14 protein-coding genes are annotated in these 15,370 nt (G+C 63.1%); 9 read left to right on the top strand and 5 right to left on the bottom strand.

Annotated elements, in window-relative coordinates:
* Positions 1 to 116 precede the first annotated feature (116 nt).
* The 3 genes from SOM28_RS24185 to infA all read left to right on the top strand — a co-directional run bounded on the left by SOM28_RS24185 (position 117) and on the right by infA (position 2,739).
* Positions 117 to 1,766 (top strand): ATP-binding domain-containing protein, encoded by a 1,650-nt coding sequence (locus SOM28_RS24185; RefSeq protein WP_320469698.1) that lies wholly within the window; start codon positions 117 to 119, stop codon positions 1,764 to 1,766.
* A gap of 73 nt (positions 1,767 to 1,839) precedes the next feature.
* On the top strand, positions 1,840 to 2,097 hold the full coding sequence (locus SOM28_RS24180; protein WP_123067969.1) for a hypothetical protein: 258 nt from the start codon (positions 1,840 to 1,842) through the stop codon (positions 2,095 to 2,097).
* 375 nt (positions 2,098 to 2,472) lie between these two features.
* On the top strand, positions 2,473 to 2,739 hold the full coding sequence (gene infA, locus SOM28_RS24175; protein ID WP_005664553.1) for a translation initiation factor IF-1: 267 nt from the start codon (positions 2,473 to 2,475) through the stop codon (positions 2,737 to 2,739).
* A gap of 52 nt (positions 2,740 to 2,791) precedes the next feature.
* On the opposite strand, the gene leuA is transcribed toward infA, so the two are convergent.
* The gene (leuA, locus tag SOM28_RS24170) at positions 2,792 to 4,474 is read right to left on the bottom strand and encodes a 2-isopropylmalate synthase (protein WP_320469736.1); all 1,683 of its coding nucleotides are present in this window, start codon (positions 4,472 to 4,474) and stop codon (positions 2,792 to 2,794) included.
* 567 nt (positions 4,475 to 5,041) lie between these two features.
* Between leuA and SOM28_RS24165 the strand changes: the two genes are divergently transcribed.
* A complete protein-coding gene (locus SOM28_RS24165; RefSeq protein WP_320469697.1) occupies positions 5,042 to 6,148 on the top strand; it encodes an NHL repeat-containing protein in 1,107 nt (368 codons plus the stop codon).
* Between the two features lie 140 nt (positions 6,149 to 6,288).
* Positions 6,289 to 6,813: a nuclear transport factor 2 family protein gene (locus SOM28_RS24160; protein WP_320469696.1), complete on the top strand. Its 525-nt coding sequence runs from the start codon at positions 6,289 to 6,291 to the stop codon at positions 6,811 to 6,813.
* On the opposite strand, the gene SOM28_RS24155 is transcribed toward SOM28_RS24160, so the two are convergent.
* On the bottom strand, positions 6,814 to 7,245 hold the full coding sequence (locus SOM28_RS24155) for a hypothetical protein (RefSeq protein WP_320469695.1): 432 nt from the start codon (positions 7,243 to 7,245) through the stop codon (positions 6,814 to 6,816). It abuts the gene before it with no gap.
* A 249-nt stretch (positions 7,246 to 7,494) separates the two neighbouring features.
* Here SOM28_RS24155 and SOM28_RS24150 point away from each other — a divergent pair, with 249 nt between their 5' ends.
* The gene (locus SOM28_RS24150; RefSeq protein WP_320469694.1) at positions 7,495 to 8,781 is read left to right on the top strand and encodes an MFS transporter; all 1,287 of its coding nucleotides are present in this window, start codon (positions 7,495 to 7,497) and stop codon (positions 8,779 to 8,781) included.
* Positions 8,782 to 8,837: 56 nt separating this feature from the next.
* On the opposite strand, the gene gyrB is transcribed toward SOM28_RS24150, so the two are convergent.
* The 3 genes from gyrB to dnaA all read right to left on the bottom strand — a co-directional run bounded on the left by gyrB (position 8,838) and on the right by dnaA (position 14,164).
* The gene (gene gyrB / locus SOM28_RS24145) at positions 8,838 to 11,339 is read right to left on the bottom strand and encodes a DNA topoisomerase (ATP-hydrolyzing) subunit B (protein ID WP_320469693.1); all 2,502 of its coding nucleotides are present in this window, start codon (positions 11,337 to 11,339) and stop codon (positions 8,838 to 8,840) included.
* Between the two features lie 200 nt (positions 11,340 to 11,539).
* Positions 11,540 to 12,646 (bottom strand): DNA polymerase III subunit beta, encoded by a 1,107-nt coding sequence (gene dnaN, locus SOM28_RS24140; RefSeq protein WP_109345937.1) that lies wholly within the window; start codon positions 12,644 to 12,646, stop codon positions 11,540 to 11,542.
* Positions 12,647 to 12,742: 96 nt separating this feature from the next.
* Positions 12,743 to 14,164, bottom strand: coding sequence for a chromosomal replication initiator protein DnaA (gene dnaA, locus SOM28_RS24135; RefSeq protein ID WP_320469692.1), 1,422 nt, complete (start codon positions 14,162 to 14,164; stop codon positions 12,743 to 12,745).
* Between the two features lie 365 nt (positions 14,165 to 14,529).
* On the opposite strand from dnaA, the gene rpmH reads away from it, so the two are divergent.
* The 3 genes from rpmH to yidD are packed head-to-tail and all read left to right on the top strand — an operon-like array spanning position 14,530 to position 15,366.
* On the top strand, positions 14,530 to 14,664 hold the full coding sequence (gene rpmH, locus SOM28_RS24130) for a 50S ribosomal protein L34 (protein WP_040378179.1): 135 nt from the start codon (positions 14,530 to 14,532) through the stop codon (positions 14,662 to 14,664).
* Positions 14,665 to 14,695: 31 nt separating this feature from the next.
* Entirely contained in the window at positions 14,696 to 15,106 is a 411-nt protein-coding gene (gene rnpA, locus SOM28_RS24125; RefSeq protein WP_320469691.1) for a ribonuclease P protein component, read from the top strand.
* Entirely contained in the window at positions 15,103 to 15,366 is a 264-nt protein-coding gene (yidD, locus tag SOM28_RS24120) for a membrane protein insertion efficiency factor YidD (protein ID WP_123067961.1), read from the top strand. The genes rnpA and yidD overlap by 4 nt, the downstream gene beginning before the upstream one ends.
* The last annotated feature ends 4 nt before the right edge of the window (positions 15,367 to 15,370 follow it).

The following is a 15,370-nucleotide window of genomic DNA, read 5'->3' as shown; positions in this document are numbered from 1 at the left end:
TTCGGCAACGATTCCCCAGCTTTCCCCGCCAATAATGCGTTCCCCCGACAACGGTGTGTGACTATCAGGGAAACAGACTTACAATAGTTTCCACCTTACTAACGCTTGCGGACACCATGGCTCATATCCAACCTGCCGGCTGGCGCGAGATGGCCGTCACCGGCGCCGCCGCGCGCGAGATCGAAACCCTGAGCTACCTCGAGCAGCGCCTGGCCGACACTCCCTACGTGATCTACCACGGCGTGCACTGGACGAATGTCGAGCAGGGTTACTCCGTATATGGTGACGTCGACTTCATCGTACTGGCCCCGAACGGCCGCATGCTGGTGATCGAGCAGGTCGCGGGCTTTCTCAACGAGACGCCGGAAGGCCTGGTGAAAAGCTACCAGGGCAAGCCGCGCAAGATCCGCAGCCAGATCCTGACCACCATCGAGGGCCTGACCAGGCGCTACCACGGCACGCTGTCGGTCGACTATCTGCTGTACTGCCCCGACTACATCGTGCGCGACCAGCAGTTGGCGGGAATCGACCCGGACCACATCATCGACGCCACCAACAAGCCCAAGCTGGCGCGGGTGATCCGCGAGTCGCTGCCGGTCACTGACCGCACCGACGACTTCGACAAGGTCACGCGCTTCCTGGGCGACACGCTGAACCTGCGGCCCGACCCCAGCGCCATGATCGGCAACGCGGTCAAGATGGTAACGCGGCTGTCGGGCGGCCTGGCGACATGGGCGCGGCGGCTGGAGTTTTCTCCGTTCCGCCTGCACGTGATCGGCACCGCCGGCAGCGGCAAGACCCAGCTGGCGCTGGCCGAGTACACGGCCGCGCTCGACGCCGGCCTGCGTCCGCTCTACGTCTGCTTCAACCGGCCGCTGGCCGACCACATCGAACGGCTGGTGCCGGCCGGCGGACGGGTCGCCACCTTCCACATGCTGTCCGACGCCTGGCTGCGGGCGCAGGACGTCACGCCCGACTACGGCGCGGCCGACGTCTGGGACAAGATCGAAACCTCGATGACGGGCGCCGAGCTGCCCGAGACCTGGCAGTTCGACGTGGTGATCGTCGACGAGGGCCAGGACTTCTCGGTGGCCTGGCGCGATATCGTGCTGCGCATGCTCAAGCCGAACGGGCGCGCGATCTGGATGGAGGACCCGGACCAGAACCTGTACGGCCGCGCGATGGTGCCGCTGCCGGGCTGGGTCACCCTGCATTCGCACACCAACTACCGCAGCCCGCGCCAGATCGTCGACATGCTGACGGAGCTCGGCGCCGCGCGCCAGCCGGTGGAGGCGGGCAGCCCATTCAAGGGCGCCGACATCGAGGAGCTGACCTATCCGGAAGGGGACGAGGAAGCGATGCTGGCCCAGACGCGGCGCGCCGTGACCTCCTGCCTGGCGGCTGGCTTCGGGCGCCAGGACATCGCGATCTGCGCGTTTCGCGGGCGCGAAAAATCGGCGATCCTGAAGCTCGACCGCCTGAGCGATGCGCACACGCTGCGCTCGTTCACCGGCGCCTATGATTTGTTCGGCAACCCGGTGTTTCGCGAAGGAGGCTTGCTGGCGGAGTCGGTGTACCGCTTCAAGGGCCAGTCGGCGCCGGCGCTGATCTTCACCGAGATCGATTTCGAGGAACTGGACGAGCGCGCGCTGCGTAAGCTCTTTGTGGGCATGACGCGTGCGCGCCTGAAGCTGGTGCTGGTGATGAGCGAACGGGCCTCGCTGCAGATACTCGACCGGATGAGCGGACCGGGAGCCGCCGAGTGAAGCGCGCGCCGCCTGGCGCGCGCCGGCGTATAGTCGGTGCATCCGGCCACATTGGCGGGGCACAGGAGGCAGCATGCGCGAAGCGACCCCGGGCACCACGTTCCACGGCCTGCCATTGACCTCCGAACAGCATAGCGAGATCCAGCACTACATCCACCGCCGGCAGCGCGCTGGCGAAGACTGGGACACGCCGGAACTGCAGGCCATGCTGGCCGACATGCTCGATCCGCCCGAGGCGGCCGTCCATTCCCCATCCGACGACGATGTATCGACCGCAGCCGAGCGCTTCACGGCCGGCCGCGACGACGGCGAAGAGCCGATGCCGCATTGAGCCAGTACGAACATTATTTTGTGCGCCGCACAAAAATGCTGTTATACTGGGTTGCTCGATCAGGTAACGCCTGCTCGAAAGTCCTCCGATCCGTGACCGCGCCTGTGCAGTGCGCGACTTTCCGGAGGACGTGTTTTCGGTATGTCAGTCAGCCTGTACAGCGGACGCACCACGCAGATAGCGCGGGCGCCCACAGCTCCGGCACCACGCAGATAGCATGGGCGGGAGCGGCGATAAATCGGTAATGCTTTGAAACGAAGCCCGCAGGATGCGGGCTTTTTTTTCATCCCTCTCCTGGCGTTGCATGCCGGGCCCTAACGATCCCCCGCATCCACGACGCCCGGCGCCTGCCGGCGCCACACCAGGAGAACCCGCATGGCAAAAGAAGAACTGATCGAAATGAACGGCCTCGTGTCCGAAGTGCTGCCCGAGCTGCGTTTTCGCGTCGAGCTGGAAAACGGCCACAAGATGATCGCCTATACGGCCGGCCGCATGAAGAAGAACCACATCCGCATCCTGATGGGCGACCGCGTCACGCTGGAGCTCTCGCCTTACGACCTGACCAAGGGGCGCATCGTGTTCCGTCATCTCGAGTCGCGCGGACCGGCCGGCCCGCGCCGCGCGCCACAGCGCCGCCGCTGATCGATCGGCGGCGCAGGCAGGGCGTTCCTCGCCCCGCCGCCCGCCCCGAACCTCAGGCCGCCAGCGCGGCCGAATTCTCTCCGCCCGCCGCCATGTGACGGTTCACCGCCGACAGCACCGACTTGAACGAAGCGGTCACGATATTGCTGTCGATGCCGACGCCGAACAGCGTCGGGCCATTCCCCACGCGCAGTTCGACGTAGCAGGCCGCGCGCGCATCGGCGCCCGAGCCGATCGCATGCTCGTGGTAATCCATCAGGCGGATATCCAGGCCCAGCGCCGTCACGAAGGCGTCGATCGGACCGTTGCCGGTGCCGCTGAAGGATTGCTGCGCATGGTGGCGCGTTACCGTCACGTCCAGCTGCACGTCATGCTCGCTGTCCTCTACCATGCGGTGCGAGACGTAGTGATATGGCTCGTCCTGCTCCAGGTATTCGCGCGCGAACAGCGCGTGCAGGTCGCCCGCGTTGATCTCGCGGCCGCTCTCGTCGGCCACGCGCTGCACGGCGCGCGAAAACTCAATTTGCAGGCGCCGTGGCAGCTGCAGGCCGAATTCCTGCTCCAGCAGGTAGGCCATGCCGCCCTTGCCCGACTGGCTGTTGACGCGGATGACGGCGTCGTAGCTGCGGCCCAGGTCGGCCGGGTCGATCGGCAGATACGGCACCTCCCAGATCGCGTCGGGCTGCTGCTTGGCGAAGCCCTTCTTGATCGCGTCCTGGTGCGAGCCCGAGAAGGCGGTGAACACCAGGTCGCCCGCATACGGATGGCGCGGATGCACGGGCAGCTGGTTGCAGTCTTCCACCAGCTGGCGCACGGCGTCGATGTCCGAAAAGTCCAGGCCGGGGTTGACGCCCTGCGTGTACAGGTTCATCGCCAGGGTGACCAGGTCGACGTTGCCGGTGCGTTCGCCATTGCCGAACAGGCAGCCTTCGACGCGGTCGGCGCCGGCCATCACTGCCAGCTCGGCGGCGGCAACGGCGGTGCCGCGGTCGTTGTGCGGGTGGACGCTGATGACGAGCGATTCGCGGTTGTTCAGGTTGCGGCACATCCATTCGATCTGGTCGGCATAGACGTTCGGCGTCGCCGCCTCGACCGTCGACGGCAGGTTGACGATCATCTTGTTATCCGGCGTCGGCTGCCACACGGCGCTGACCGCATCGGTGATCTGCTTCGAGAAATCGAGTTCGGTGGTCGAGAACGATTCCGGCGAATACTCCAGGCCCCATTGGGTATGCGGGTGCTGCGCCACCAGTTCCTTGATCAGCTGGACGCCCTTGACGGCGATCTGCACGATCTCGTCACGCTCCATATTGAACACCACGCGGCGGAACACCGGGGCCACCGAGTTGTAGACGTGGACGATGGCGCGCTTGGCGCCGACCGCCGATTCCACCGTGCGGCGGATCAGCTCATCGCGCGACTGGGTCAGCACGATGATGGTGACGTCGTCCGGAATGTGCTTGTCTTCCACCAGCATGCGCACAAAGTCGAAGTCGGTCTGCGAGGCGGACGGGAAGCCGACCTCGATCTCCTTGATGCCGATCTTGACCAGCATCTTGAAGAAGCGCAGCTTCTTCTCCACGCTCATCGGCTCGATCAATGCCTGGTTACCGTCGCGCAGGTCAGTGCTCATCCAGATCGGCGGCGTGGTGATGCTGCGGCTCGGCCACTGGCGGTCGGCCAGGGGGACGGCGGGGAAGGGACGGTATTTGGTGGCGGGGTTGTTCAGCATGATCGGGGCTCCTGATGGGGTGGTCACTGGGCGACCTTGTGGGTCTGAGGGGTGGCGACAGGCTGCCGGGCGGGCCACGAAAACGCTAGGCCCGGCAACCGATCGGTAGCTTTAGCAGCGCACGTGTCGGTGCGCGCAAGCCGGCCGCCAGGACGAACCCGGTGAGGAAAAACGATGGTGCGAAAAATTGGGTGGTAGACATCGGTGCGAATCCTACTGCTGTTGGGGCCGGCGGAGCCGGGACGTACGGCGGAGAGTTACGCGCGTAGTAGCAGGGCAGCCAGCGATAGCGCGCCGGCGGCTGGTAGGGTGGTCGACAGATGCAGGGTGAAAGACATATTTTCGACTTTAAGGAACTCTTGGCCGTATGTCAAGCGGGCAATTGGCAATTGTGGGAAAGAAAGTACGGGAAATTCGTTGTGTTGCTTAGGCAGATTGCTCGGCGAAAGTGTCACTTCAATGTCGTGGTGGCGCCGTGACGATGCAGTTTATGCAGCTACCATGGCTGAGAACAGGGGCGGGTAGTTTGCTGCGTGATAGCATCGAAGGCGGACCTTTCTGGAGAGATTCATGACCCGCCGTGCCGTGACCGATAACGCCCGACTCCGCCTCAAGCTGTGTGGCGCCGCCGCCCTGATGCTGCTGTGCTCCGCGTGCGGCGACGGCATCCCGAAGGACCAGGACGACGAGGACGGCGGCGATCCGCCGCCGGCGCCGGTGGCGGCGCTGTCGATCCTGGCGGGTGATCCGACCATTGAAGGCACGATGGATGGCAGCGGTACGGCCGCGCGCTTCAAATGGCCGCAGGGCATTGCGATCGATGCCGATGACAATCTGTATGTCGCGGACACCGGCAACTTCATTATTCGCAAGATCACGCCGGCAGGCGTGGTCACGACGGTGGCTGGGGCGGCCGGCACCAGCGGCTTTGTCGATGGCGATGCGGGTAATGCGCGCTTCGGCAATCCGGTGGCCGTGGCGGTGAGCCGGCGCGGGACGATTTATGTTGCCGATAATTTGCGCATCCGGAGCATCACGTCCGCAGGACGCGTCAGCACCACGGCCACGATTCCGATCGGGAGCAACGTTGGCGCGGGCCGGGTGGCTTCCGTGGTGCCTGGTGCGATCGCGGTCGATGCCAACGATAACCTGTTCATCACCAATAGCTACAGTACGCGCAGGATTTCGGGAGGCGACACGCTGATGCTGGAAGGCCAATCCGTCGTGAACGACCTGAGCGGCGTGAGCCTGTTCGAACCGCGCGGCGTGGCGCTGGACAACAGCAACAACCTGTTCGTGTTCGACCTGGATCGCGAGATCAGCCGCTGGAATCCGAATGGCCTGATTGGTGTCAACAATATGATTTTCCTGGCCGGCGCGGCGAATGCACGGGGGGCAATCAACGGCATCGGCACTGCCGCGCGCTTCGAGCAGGTGGTGGCGCTGACGGTCGACCCGCGCGGCAATGTGTATGCCGCCGATGCGATCAACAACCTGGTGCGCAGGATCACGCCGGAAGGCGTGGTCACCACCGTGGCGGGATCGACGCGGTCGACGACCCTGCGCACCGGCGACCTGCCGGGCAGCCTGGCCGACGTGCGCGGCATCGTCACGGATGGCAAGGGCAATCTGTATGTCACGTCCGGCAATGCGGTGGTCAAGATCAGGCTGCCGTAGGCGCTGACCCGCATCTTCGGATGATCGTGCAAGCTTCCCGGATGATCGAGCTAACGTGCGCCAGCGCATGCGCTGCACACTAGCCGGAAGCGGAAGAGCCGGGATGGCCTTCCCATTCAACGATCATCAAGGAGGACGATATGGAATTTTCTCGATCGGGTTCGGGTGCCTCGTCACGTTGGACGGCTGCCTGGGTGTTGATGGCTGCGCTGGTCTGGTGCGCGTCCGCGGCGCGCGCCGACAGCGGGTCTACGCAAGCGCAGGGCAACAAGGAAGCGGTCGGCAAGGCATTCGCCGCCTGGGCAGCCGGCGGGAAGACCTTCTTCGACGACATGCTGGCGCCGGATGTGGTCTGGACCATCAAGGGCAGCAGCCCGACCGCGCGCGTTCTTCGCGGCAAGCAGGCATTGATCGACGGCGCCGTCACACCGCTGTCGACCCGACTACAACGCCAGATTCGGCCCACGATCCGCAACCTGTGGGCCGATGGCGATCACGTCATCATCGAGTGGGACGGCGAAGCGGTGGCGAAGGACGGCAAGCCCTATCGCAACAGCTATCTGTGGATCTTCCGCATGCAAGGCGGCCGCGCGACCGAGGTGACTGCTTATCTCGACCTGGCGCCTTATGACGACGTGTTGCGGCGGGTGCCGGCCTCGCAGTAATCAGGCTGGCATTACGACAGCCTGCTTTCCATACTCGACCAACCGGCCGCCATGTTCACGTTGCCAGGCGGCGGCAGTCGGCTGGTCCGCAAACCAGATGTGCTCATGGTCGCCGAATGCGCCGAGATCGAGCCGGAACCGGTCCAGCACTTCCGGCGGACGGCGGTCGATGTCGCGCTTGCAGGCGTCCCAGGTCGCGTAGCCCAGCTCCGCGGCCAGCGTGCGGAATATGTGCTTGAGCTGCAGCGCCGTGCGTGCGTGGTAGAGCTGCGTGACGCGCGCGTCTGCCGTCTTTCCAGCCGCGTGCACGCGGCGCACGATGGGTAGGGCTTTGCTGGGCTGGTCCGAATGGACGCTGCGCAGCATGCCGCGGGCGTAGCGGCGCAGGAAATCGGTATTGGTATCGGGAGGGGTGTTTCGATGGAGGCGCATGCCAAGTCCTTTTCACATGGTATTGGCCGTTCTCGCTACGGCATCAGTGAATGAACAGGGGATGAACTCCTGAAAAACGGTCACGTCGTGGGACGTTGGCAGGTGCGCTGGCTTTCGCGAGAGTGGGCGTCCTGCACAGCCCGGAGCGGATGGTAGCACGAGTTTTATGTCTTGTTGTCGCTGTGTTGCAAACATGCCATGGCAAAAAAGGCGTAACCAGTCAGTGATCGTGTTTGATACCATCCCGAAATGAACGTTACCCCTACTCACCTGATCGCGACTTCGCGCATCCGCTACCGCCAGAATCTGGCGCTGACGCTGCTGGTCGTCACCGGCGTCATCAACTACCTCGACCGCGCCACGCTGGCCGTCGCCAATGAATTCATTCGCGCCGACCTCGGCCTCTCGCTCGGCGAGATGGGCGTGCTGCTGTCGGCCTTCTCGTGGAGCTATGCGCTGTGCCAGCTGCCGGTCGGGGCGCTGGTCGACAAGATCGGGCCGCGCTGGCTGCTCGGTGCGGGACTGGTGATCTGGTCGCTGGCCCAGGCCGCAGGTGGACTCGTCTCCACCTTCGGTTGGTTCGTGCTGGCGCGCGTCGTGCTGGGGATCGGCGAGGCGCCGCAATTCCCGGCCGCGGCGCGGGTAGTGAGCAACTGGTTCCCCTTGCGCGCGCGCGGCACGCCGACCGGTATCTATAACTCGGCCTCGCCGCTGGGCTTCGCGCTGGCGCCTTTGTGCCTGTCGCCGTTGATCGCCGCGACCAGCTGGCACTGGGCCTTCTTCATCACCGGCGCGCTGGGCATCGTCGCAGCCATCGTCTGGGTCATGCTGTATCGCGACCCGGTGCGCGAAGAGTTGACCGACGCCGAGCGTGCATACCTGGACGAAGGACAGACTTCGGAAGCCGCGCCGGCGGCGGGCTTCGCATCCTGGCGCGCGCTGTTCCGCCAGCGCGCCACCTGGGGCATGCTGCTTGGCTTCTTCGGCTCGGTGTATCTGAACTGGGTGTTCCTTACCTGGCTGCCGGGGTATCTGCGCACGGAGCGTCATATGGACGTGGCCTATGTCGGTGTGGCGGCGACGATTCCCTTCCTGTGCGGCTTCCTGGGTGCGCTGTCGGCCGGCTGGGCGTCGGACCAGATCACACGCCGCGCGAAATCGGTCGTGGCGGGGCGTCGAACGGCTGTGGTGCTGTCGATGCTGGGCATGGTGGCGTTCACGATTCCGGCCGCGCTGGTCGAGAGCAATACCGCGGCTATTGCGTGCATCTCGGTCGTGATCTTCCTGGCCAATGCGGCGTCGGCCTGCTCGTGGTCGCTGGTGACGGCAGTGGCGCCGCGCAGCCGCATTGCCTCGCTGGGTGCGATCCAGAACTTCGGCGGCTTTATCGGCGGCGCCCTGGCGCCGATCTTTACCGGCTATATCGCACAGGGCTGGTCGTTCGTGCCGGCATTGCTGACTGGCGCCGGCATCGCCTTCCTTGGCGCGATGTCATACCAGTTCCTGGTGGTTCGGCCGATACCCGAGCAGGATTGAGCAGCAATAAAAAACGGCCTCATGAAGAGGCCGTTTTGACTTGAAGTGCAATACGATCAGACGTCGATATTGCCAGCGCGCAGAGCATTGGCCTCGATGAAGTTGCGACGTGGTTCGACCTCATCGCCCATCAGCGTCGTGAAGATCTGATCCGCCGCAATGGCATCCTCGATCTGCACTTTCAACAAACGACGCACGGTCGGATCCATCGTGGTCTCCCACAGCTGCTCCGGATTCATCTCGCCCAGACCTTTGTAACGCTGCTTGGACACGCCACGTTCCGCTTCTTCACGCAGCCATTCCATCGCTTGATGGAAATCGCGCACCGCGAATTCCTTCATGCGTTCGCCTTCGCCGCGGCGCACGATGGCGCCTTCGCCCATCAGGCCCTGGAAGGTCGCCGCCGAATCGGCCAGCACTGCGTAATCCGCACCTGCGACGAAGTCGGCGTCGATCGACGTCACCTGCACGTTGCCGTGGTAGATGCGTTCGATACGCAGGGAATGCTTCTCGGACAATTCGTCCGAACGCACCTTGACCTGCACCGCCTTGTCGCCGATCGCGCTTTCCATGGCCTTGGCCGATGCCTCGGCGCTCTCGAGCGTCGTCAGGTCCAGCGCCACGCCGCCGCTGAAGATCGCGGTCAGTGCGGCGCGGTCAATCACGCGCGCCAGGCGCAGCATGATGGCGTTGGCCAGGTTGTACTTGCGTGCCAGTTCGCCCAGTGCTTCGCCATTCACAGGTTCCGCACCATCTCTTGGAATCAGCGACGCGGTGTTCAGCGCGAACGTCATCATGTAGCTGGCTTCTTCGACGTCATCTTTCAGATAACGCTCGTCACGGCCGGCCTTGACCTTGTACAGCGGCGGTTGCGCGATATAGATGTGGCCGCGCTCGACCAGTTGCGGCATCTGGCGGTAGAACAGGGTCAGCAGCAGGGTACGGATGTGGGCGCCGTCGACGTCCGCATCGGTCATGATGATGATGCGGTGATAGCGCAGCTTGTCGACGTTGAATTCGTCCGGGCCGATCGACGTGCCGAGGGTCGCGATCAGGGTCGTGATCTGCTCCGACGACAGCATCTTCTCGAAACGCGCCTTTTCCACGTTCAGCACCTTGCCGCGCAGCGGCAGGATCGCCTGGAATTTACGGTCGCGGCCCTGCTTGGCCGAACCACCTGCCGAGTCACCCTCGACGATGTACAGCTCGGCCAGCGCCGGGTCGCGTTCCTGGCAGTCGGCCAGCTTCGACGACAGGCCCAGGCCGTCCATGATGCCCTTGCGGCGGGTCAGGTCGCGCGCCTTGCGCGCCGCTTCGCGGGCGCGGGCGGCTTCGACGATCTTGCCGCAAATGATTTTCGCGTCGTTCGGCTTTTCCATCAGGAAGTCGGTCAGCGTCTTGGCGACGATTTCCTCGACCGGGCCACGTACTTCGGACGACACCAGCTTGTCCTTGGTCTGCGACGAGAATTTAGGTTCAGGCACTTTCACGGACAGCACGCAGGTCAGGCCTTCGCGCATATCGTCGCCCGAGATCTCGACCTTGGCCTTCTTGGCGAAGTCGTGCTCGTCGATGTACTTGTTGATCACGCGCGTCATCGCCGCGCGCAGGCCGGTCAGGTGGCTGCCGCCGTCGCGTTGCGGGATGTTGTTGGTGAAGCACAGCACCTGCTCGTTGAACGAATCGTTCCACTGCATCGAGACGTCGACCGAGATATTCGTGTTCTGGTCCGACAGGCGGTCGCCCGTTGCCTGGAACACGCTCGGGTGCAGCACGGTCTTGGCCTTGTTGATGTACTCCACGAAGCCGCGGGTACCGCCTTCGAAGGCGAACAGCTCTTCCTTGCCGGTGCGCTGGTCGGTCAGCTTGATGCTGACGCCATTGTTCAGGAACGACAGTTCGCGGATACGCTTCGACAGGATCTCGTAGTGGAACTCCACCAGCGTGAAGATCGTTTCGTCGGCCCAGAAGTGCACCTCGGTACCGCGCTTGTCGGTTTCGCCGGTCACCTTCATCGGGGAGACTTCGAAGCCGTCGCGCATCTCGATCAGGCGATCGACCGGGACGCCGCGCGTGAATTCCATCTGGTGTACCTTGCCGTTCTGGCGCACGGTTACGCGCAGCAGCTTCGACAGTGCGTTCACGCAAGACACGCCGACGCCGTGCAGGCCGCCCGACACTTTATAGGAGTTCTGGTTGAACTTGCCGCCGGCGTGCAGCTCGGTCAGGGCGATCTCGGTTGCCGAGCGTTTTGGCTCGTGCTTGTCGTCCATCTTGACGCCGGTCGGGATGCCGCGGCCGTTGTCGGCGATCGAAATCGAGTTGTCGGAGTGGATGGTGACGTGGATCTCGGTGCAATAACCGGCCAGCGCTTCGTCGATCGAGTTGTCGAGGACTTCGAACACCAGGTGGTGCAGGCCGGTGCCGTCCGAGGTGTCGCCGATATACATGCCAGGGCGCTTGCGCACCGCTTCGAGGCCTTCCAGGATCTGGATGGAAGACGCGCCGTAATCATCCGCGCTTGGGGCGGGCTGTTCTGCTGGGATATTCTCGGACATGGACTGCTTTCTATAAAACGGGTGGATCCGGTGTATGCAGTCCGGCACATCAACTTCGGCCTGCAGCTCGGAAACGTCGTTCCCGCGCAGGCGGGAACCCAAGCTCGTTGGCTGTTCACGCAAACTTGGGTCCCCGCCTGCGCGGGGACGACGGTCTTGAGGCTAACTGTTGTTGGCGCGCCGTCTGCCTGCCAACCTTCTTAAATGCGCATCGGCATGACGACATACTTGAAGTCGCCATTGTCGGGAATCGAGATCAGGGCCGACGAATTCGAGTCGCCCAGGGCGATGTTCACCTGGTCGCACTTGAGGTTGTTCAGCACGTCGAGCAGGTAGGTGACGTTGAAGCCGATGTCGATCGAATCGCCACCGTAGTCGATCTCGAGTTCTTCGACCGCTTCTTCCTGGTCGGCATTGGTCGAGCTGATCTTCATGACGCCCGGCTCGATGATGCAGCGCACGCCCTTGAACTTGTCGCTGGTCATGATCGCGGCGCGCTGCAGCGAACGCAGCAGTTCATCGCGGCTGATCGTGAAGTCGTTCTTGTAACCCTTCGGGATCACGCGGGTGTAGTCAGGGAACTTGCCCTCAACCAGTTTCGAGACCAGCTCGATGTCGGCGAAAGTCAGTTTTACCTGCGAGGCCGCGATGTCCAGGCGCACGGTTTCATCGCTTTCTTCCAGCAGGCGCTGCAGCTCGATGATGGTCTTGCGCGGGATGATGACTTCCTGGCGCTCGAACTGCTGCTCGGTTTCCACCTGGCAGAACGCCAGGCGGTGGCCGTCGGTCGCTACCGCGATGATATTGCTGCCGTCCAGCACCAGCAGCAGGCCGTTCAGGTAGTAACGGATGTCCTGCTGGGCCATCGAGAAGTACACCATATTGAACAGGTGCTTCAGCGTTTTTTGCGGCAGGGTCACCGAGGCGTTATAGCTGTCGGCCACCGAGACGGTCGGGAATTCCTCGGCCGCCAGGGTTTGCAGCGCGAAGCGCGATTTGCCGCTCTGGACCGCCAGGCGCTTGTTCTGCAGCGTCATCGTGACGTCGCCCGATTCCGGCAGCGCGCGCAGGATGTCCAGCAGTTTACGCGCGGCCACCGTGGTGCCGGTCACGTCGTCGCCCGAGCCGATATTGGCGTGCGTGGTGATCTGCACTTCGGTGTCGGTCGACAGGAAGGACACGCTCTCGCCGGTCTTGCGAATGAGGATATTGGCCAGAATCGGCATAGTGTGCCGACGCTCGACAATACCGCTCACGATCTGCAGTGGCCGGAGAAGCGTATCTCGGGTGGTTTTGACCAATTGCATAGTTATCCTCAGTACGTTTGAAAGGTGATGTGTTACTAAAGCGATATTGTGCCATTGCCTGAGGCAAACACAAAAAAACTGCTCAAAGACAGGCGATCAGCCCTTGAGCGTCTGTTCCAGCACGTGCAGCTCGTGGTTGCACTCCGGATTCTTCTGACGGTCGCCGGCGATCTTGCGCACCGCGTGCAGCACGGTCGTGTGGTCGCGGCCGCCGAACAGTTCGCCAATTTCCGGCAGACTCTTTTGCGTGAGCTCTTTTGCCAGGTACATGGCGATCTGGCGCGGACGGGCGATGTTCGCCGGCCTGCGCTTCGAATACATGTCCGCGACCTTGATGTTGAAGAAGTCGGCCACCGTCTTCTGGATGTTTTCTACAGAGATCTGGCGGTTTTGCACCGACAGCAAATCCTTCAGTGCTTCCTTGACCACGTCGATGGTGATGTCCTTGCCGTGGAAGCGCGAGTAGGCCAGGATCTTGCGCAGCGCGCCTTCGAGCTCACGCACGTTGGAGCGCAGGTGCTTGGCCACGAAGAAGGCGACGTCGTCCGACAGGGTCACGTCCTCGGACTGCGCTTTCTTCAAGAGAATCGCCACGCGCATCTCGAGCTCGGGCGGCTCGATCGCCACCGTCAGGCCGGAATCGAAGCGCGAGATCAGGCGGTCGTCCATGCCCGTGATCTCTTTCGGATAAGTATCCGAGGTGATGATGATCTGCTTCTTGGCCGCGATCAGCGCCTCGAACGCATAGAAGAATTCTTCCTGCGTCCGGCTTTTGCCACCGAAGAATTGAATATCATCGATGAGGAGCATGTCGAGCGAGTGGTAGTAGTGCTTGAAATCGTCGAAGCCCTTGCGTTGATAGGCGGTGACGACGTCGCGCACATACTGCTCGGCGTGGATGTAGCGGATGCGCGCGTTCGGCTGGTCGGCCATGACCTGGTTGCCGATCGCATGGATCAGGTGGGTCTTACCGAGGCCGACGCCGCCGTAGAAGAACAGCGGGTTGTACGACACGCCCGGGTTGTTGGCGACCTGGATCGCGGCGGCGCGCGCCAGCTGGTTGGCCTTACCGGTCACGAAGCTATCAAAAGTAAGCTCGGTGTTGATCCGGCTTTGCTCGCGCTTGGGCGAGTTGGCGATGTTCAGGTTCTGGGTCAGGCTCGGGCCGGCGGACGGATGCGGGTTCTCGGCGCCAGGCGCAGGGCGCGGCGCATTGAAATCGACGGTGGCCGAGTTGCCGGACGCGCTCGAGTCGCTCGCTTTGCGGGCAGGATTGTTCTTCGGGTCGAGCACGAACTGCACCTCGACCGGCGCTTCCCAGTACTGGGCGGCCAGTTCGGTGATGCGAGTGGCGAACTGCGTCTTGACCCAGTCGAGCTTGAAGCGGTTGGGCGCAGCGATGCGCAGCTTGCCGTCTTCGTAGTCGAGGGCGACCAGCGGTTTGATCCACGCGCTGAATTGCTGCGGCGTGAGCTCTAGCTCAAGCTGCGCGGATGCTGACTGCCAAAAATTTTCCATACTTCGCTTTTGATACGTAACACGCTATTTTACCTGTCTCGGCCCAAGTTATCCACAGGCGCTGCACATATTTTCCACCGAAATGGCGAGCCGGGCCGACCCCTTGCCAAGCTGGAAACGTGCGCGGGCGGCGCTTGGTGAAACAACACCTGCCTTGACACGAGGGTGCGAAGTAGAGTCTAATTCAGGGTTCCCCGTCCATGCGCCATGCCAGGCTGTGATTTTTCAGCGGCTGGTGGTTGGGCGACGAAAGACTTGCTGTGGCGTGACGCTGGTATAACCTTGAGCGAAACTGTCATCGGCGCCGAATCTGACACGACGTCAGACCCGATTTTGCATCTTATTTTGCTTTAAGCGAGACCACCATGAAACGTACTTACCAACCTTCCGTCGTCCGTCGCAAGCGCACGCACGGCTTCCGCGCACGTATGGCTACCCGTGGTGGCCGTCAAGTCCTGAACGCTCGCCGCGCCAAGGGCCGCAAGCGTCTGGCTGTCTAAGTCACGCACCGCAGATCGATTGCGGTCGGTGATGACAGGCGAAGGTTCGCACGACTTCGCGCGCGCTCGGCGCATCGTTAAAACGGATGAATTTTCATCCGTTTTTCGTTTGCGGCCGACGCAAAAAACGGCGCATTTCGTGCTCTACACGCGTCCGAACGACCTGCCGCATGCGCGGCTGGGCGTCGTTGCGGCCAAGCGTTTTGCGCCGCGCGCGGTGACCCGCAATACGATCAAGCGCATGACGCGCGAGCTGTTCCGTACGAGCAGCCTGGCGCAGGTCGATTGCATCGTCCGCCTGTCGCGTCCCGTCAATACCAAGGACGGCCCGGCCACCACGCGCGCCCTCAAGGCCGCGCTGAAGGTGGAACTGGCGCGCCTGTTCGGGTCACAGCAAGCCCTGCAGCAGCGGCCGCGTCCTACGCCGGCCAGCACGCCATGAAGACGCTGCTCGTCTGGTTGCTTCGCGGCTACCAGCTGCTGCTGTCCCCCATGCTCGGGCCGCGTTGCCGGTTCTATCCCAGCTGTTCCAATTATGCGATCGAAGCGCTGCGCGTCCATGGCGCCGCACGCGGTTCCTGGCTGGCCGCGCGCCGCGTGGGCCGCTGCCATCCGTGGAATGCGGGTGGCGTCGACCCGGTGCCGCCGAAAGACGGCCCCAAGGAATCTCACTCAGCCGCTTGCGGTTGCAACCACTCCTGAAGAC

Source organism: Massilia sp. CFBP9026 (genome assembly GCF_034045165.1).
Taxonomy (GTDB): domain Bacteria; phylum Pseudomonadota; class Gammaproteobacteria; order Burkholderiales; family Burkholderiaceae_D; genus Telluria; species Telluria arenae.
The sequence above is the reverse complement of the archived record's forward strand: the minus strand, read 5'-3'. Positions and strand labels throughout refer to the sequence as shown.

What these genes read in the sequence shown, in the direction of transcription:
- SOM28_RS24185 (WP_320469698.1), top strand. Translation starts at nt 117, where the DNA reads ATGGCTCATATCCAACCTGCCGGCTGGCGCGAGATGGCCGTCACCGGC.
- SOM28_RS24180 (WP_123067969.1), top strand. Translation starts at nt 1,840, where the DNA reads ATGCGCGAAGCGACCCCGGGCACCACGTTCCACGGCCTGCCATTGACC.
- infA (WP_005664553.1), top strand. Translation starts at nt 2,473, where the DNA reads ATGGCAAAAGAAGAACTGATCGAAATGAACGGCCTCGTGTCCGAAGTG.
- SOM28_RS24165 (WP_320469697.1), top strand. Translation starts at nt 5,042, where the DNA reads ATGACCCGCCGTGCCGTGACCGATAACGCCCGACTCCGCCTCAAGCTG.
- SOM28_RS24160 (WP_320469696.1), top strand. Translation starts at nt 6,289, where the DNA reads ATGGAATTTTCTCGATCGGGTTCGGGTGCCTCGTCACGTTGGACGGCT.
- SOM28_RS24155 (WP_320469695.1), bottom strand. Translation starts at nt 7,245, where the DNA reads ATGCGCCTCCATCGAAACACCCCTCCCGATACCAATACCGATTTCCTG.
- SOM28_RS24150 (WP_320469694.1), top strand. Translation starts at nt 7,495, where the DNA reads ATGAACGTTACCCCTACTCACCTGATCGCGACTTCGCGCATCCGCTAC.
- gyrB (WP_320469693.1), bottom strand. Translation starts at nt 11,339, where the DNA reads ATGTCCGAGAATATCCCAGCAGAACAGCCCGCCCCAAGCGCGGATGAT.
- dnaN (WP_109345937.1), bottom strand. Translation starts at nt 12,646, where the DNA reads ATGCAATTGGTCAAAACCACCCGAGATACGCTTCTCCGGCCACTGCAG.
- dnaA (WP_320469692.1), bottom strand. Translation starts at nt 14,164, where the DNA reads ATGGAAAATTTTTGGCAGTCAGCATCCGCGCAGCTTGAGCTAGAGCTC.
- rpmH (WP_040378179.1), top strand. Translation starts at nt 14,530, where the DNA reads ATGAAACGTACTTACCAACCTTCCGTCGTCCGTCGCAAGCGCACGCAC.
- rnpA (WP_320469691.1), top strand. Translation starts at nt 14,696, where the DNA reads ATGACAGGCGAAGGTTCGCACGACTTCGCGCGCGCTCGGCGCATCGTT.
- yidD (WP_123067961.1), top strand. Translation starts at nt 15,103, where the DNA reads ATGAAGACGCTGCTCGTCTGGTTGCTTCGCGGCTACCAGCTGCTGCTG.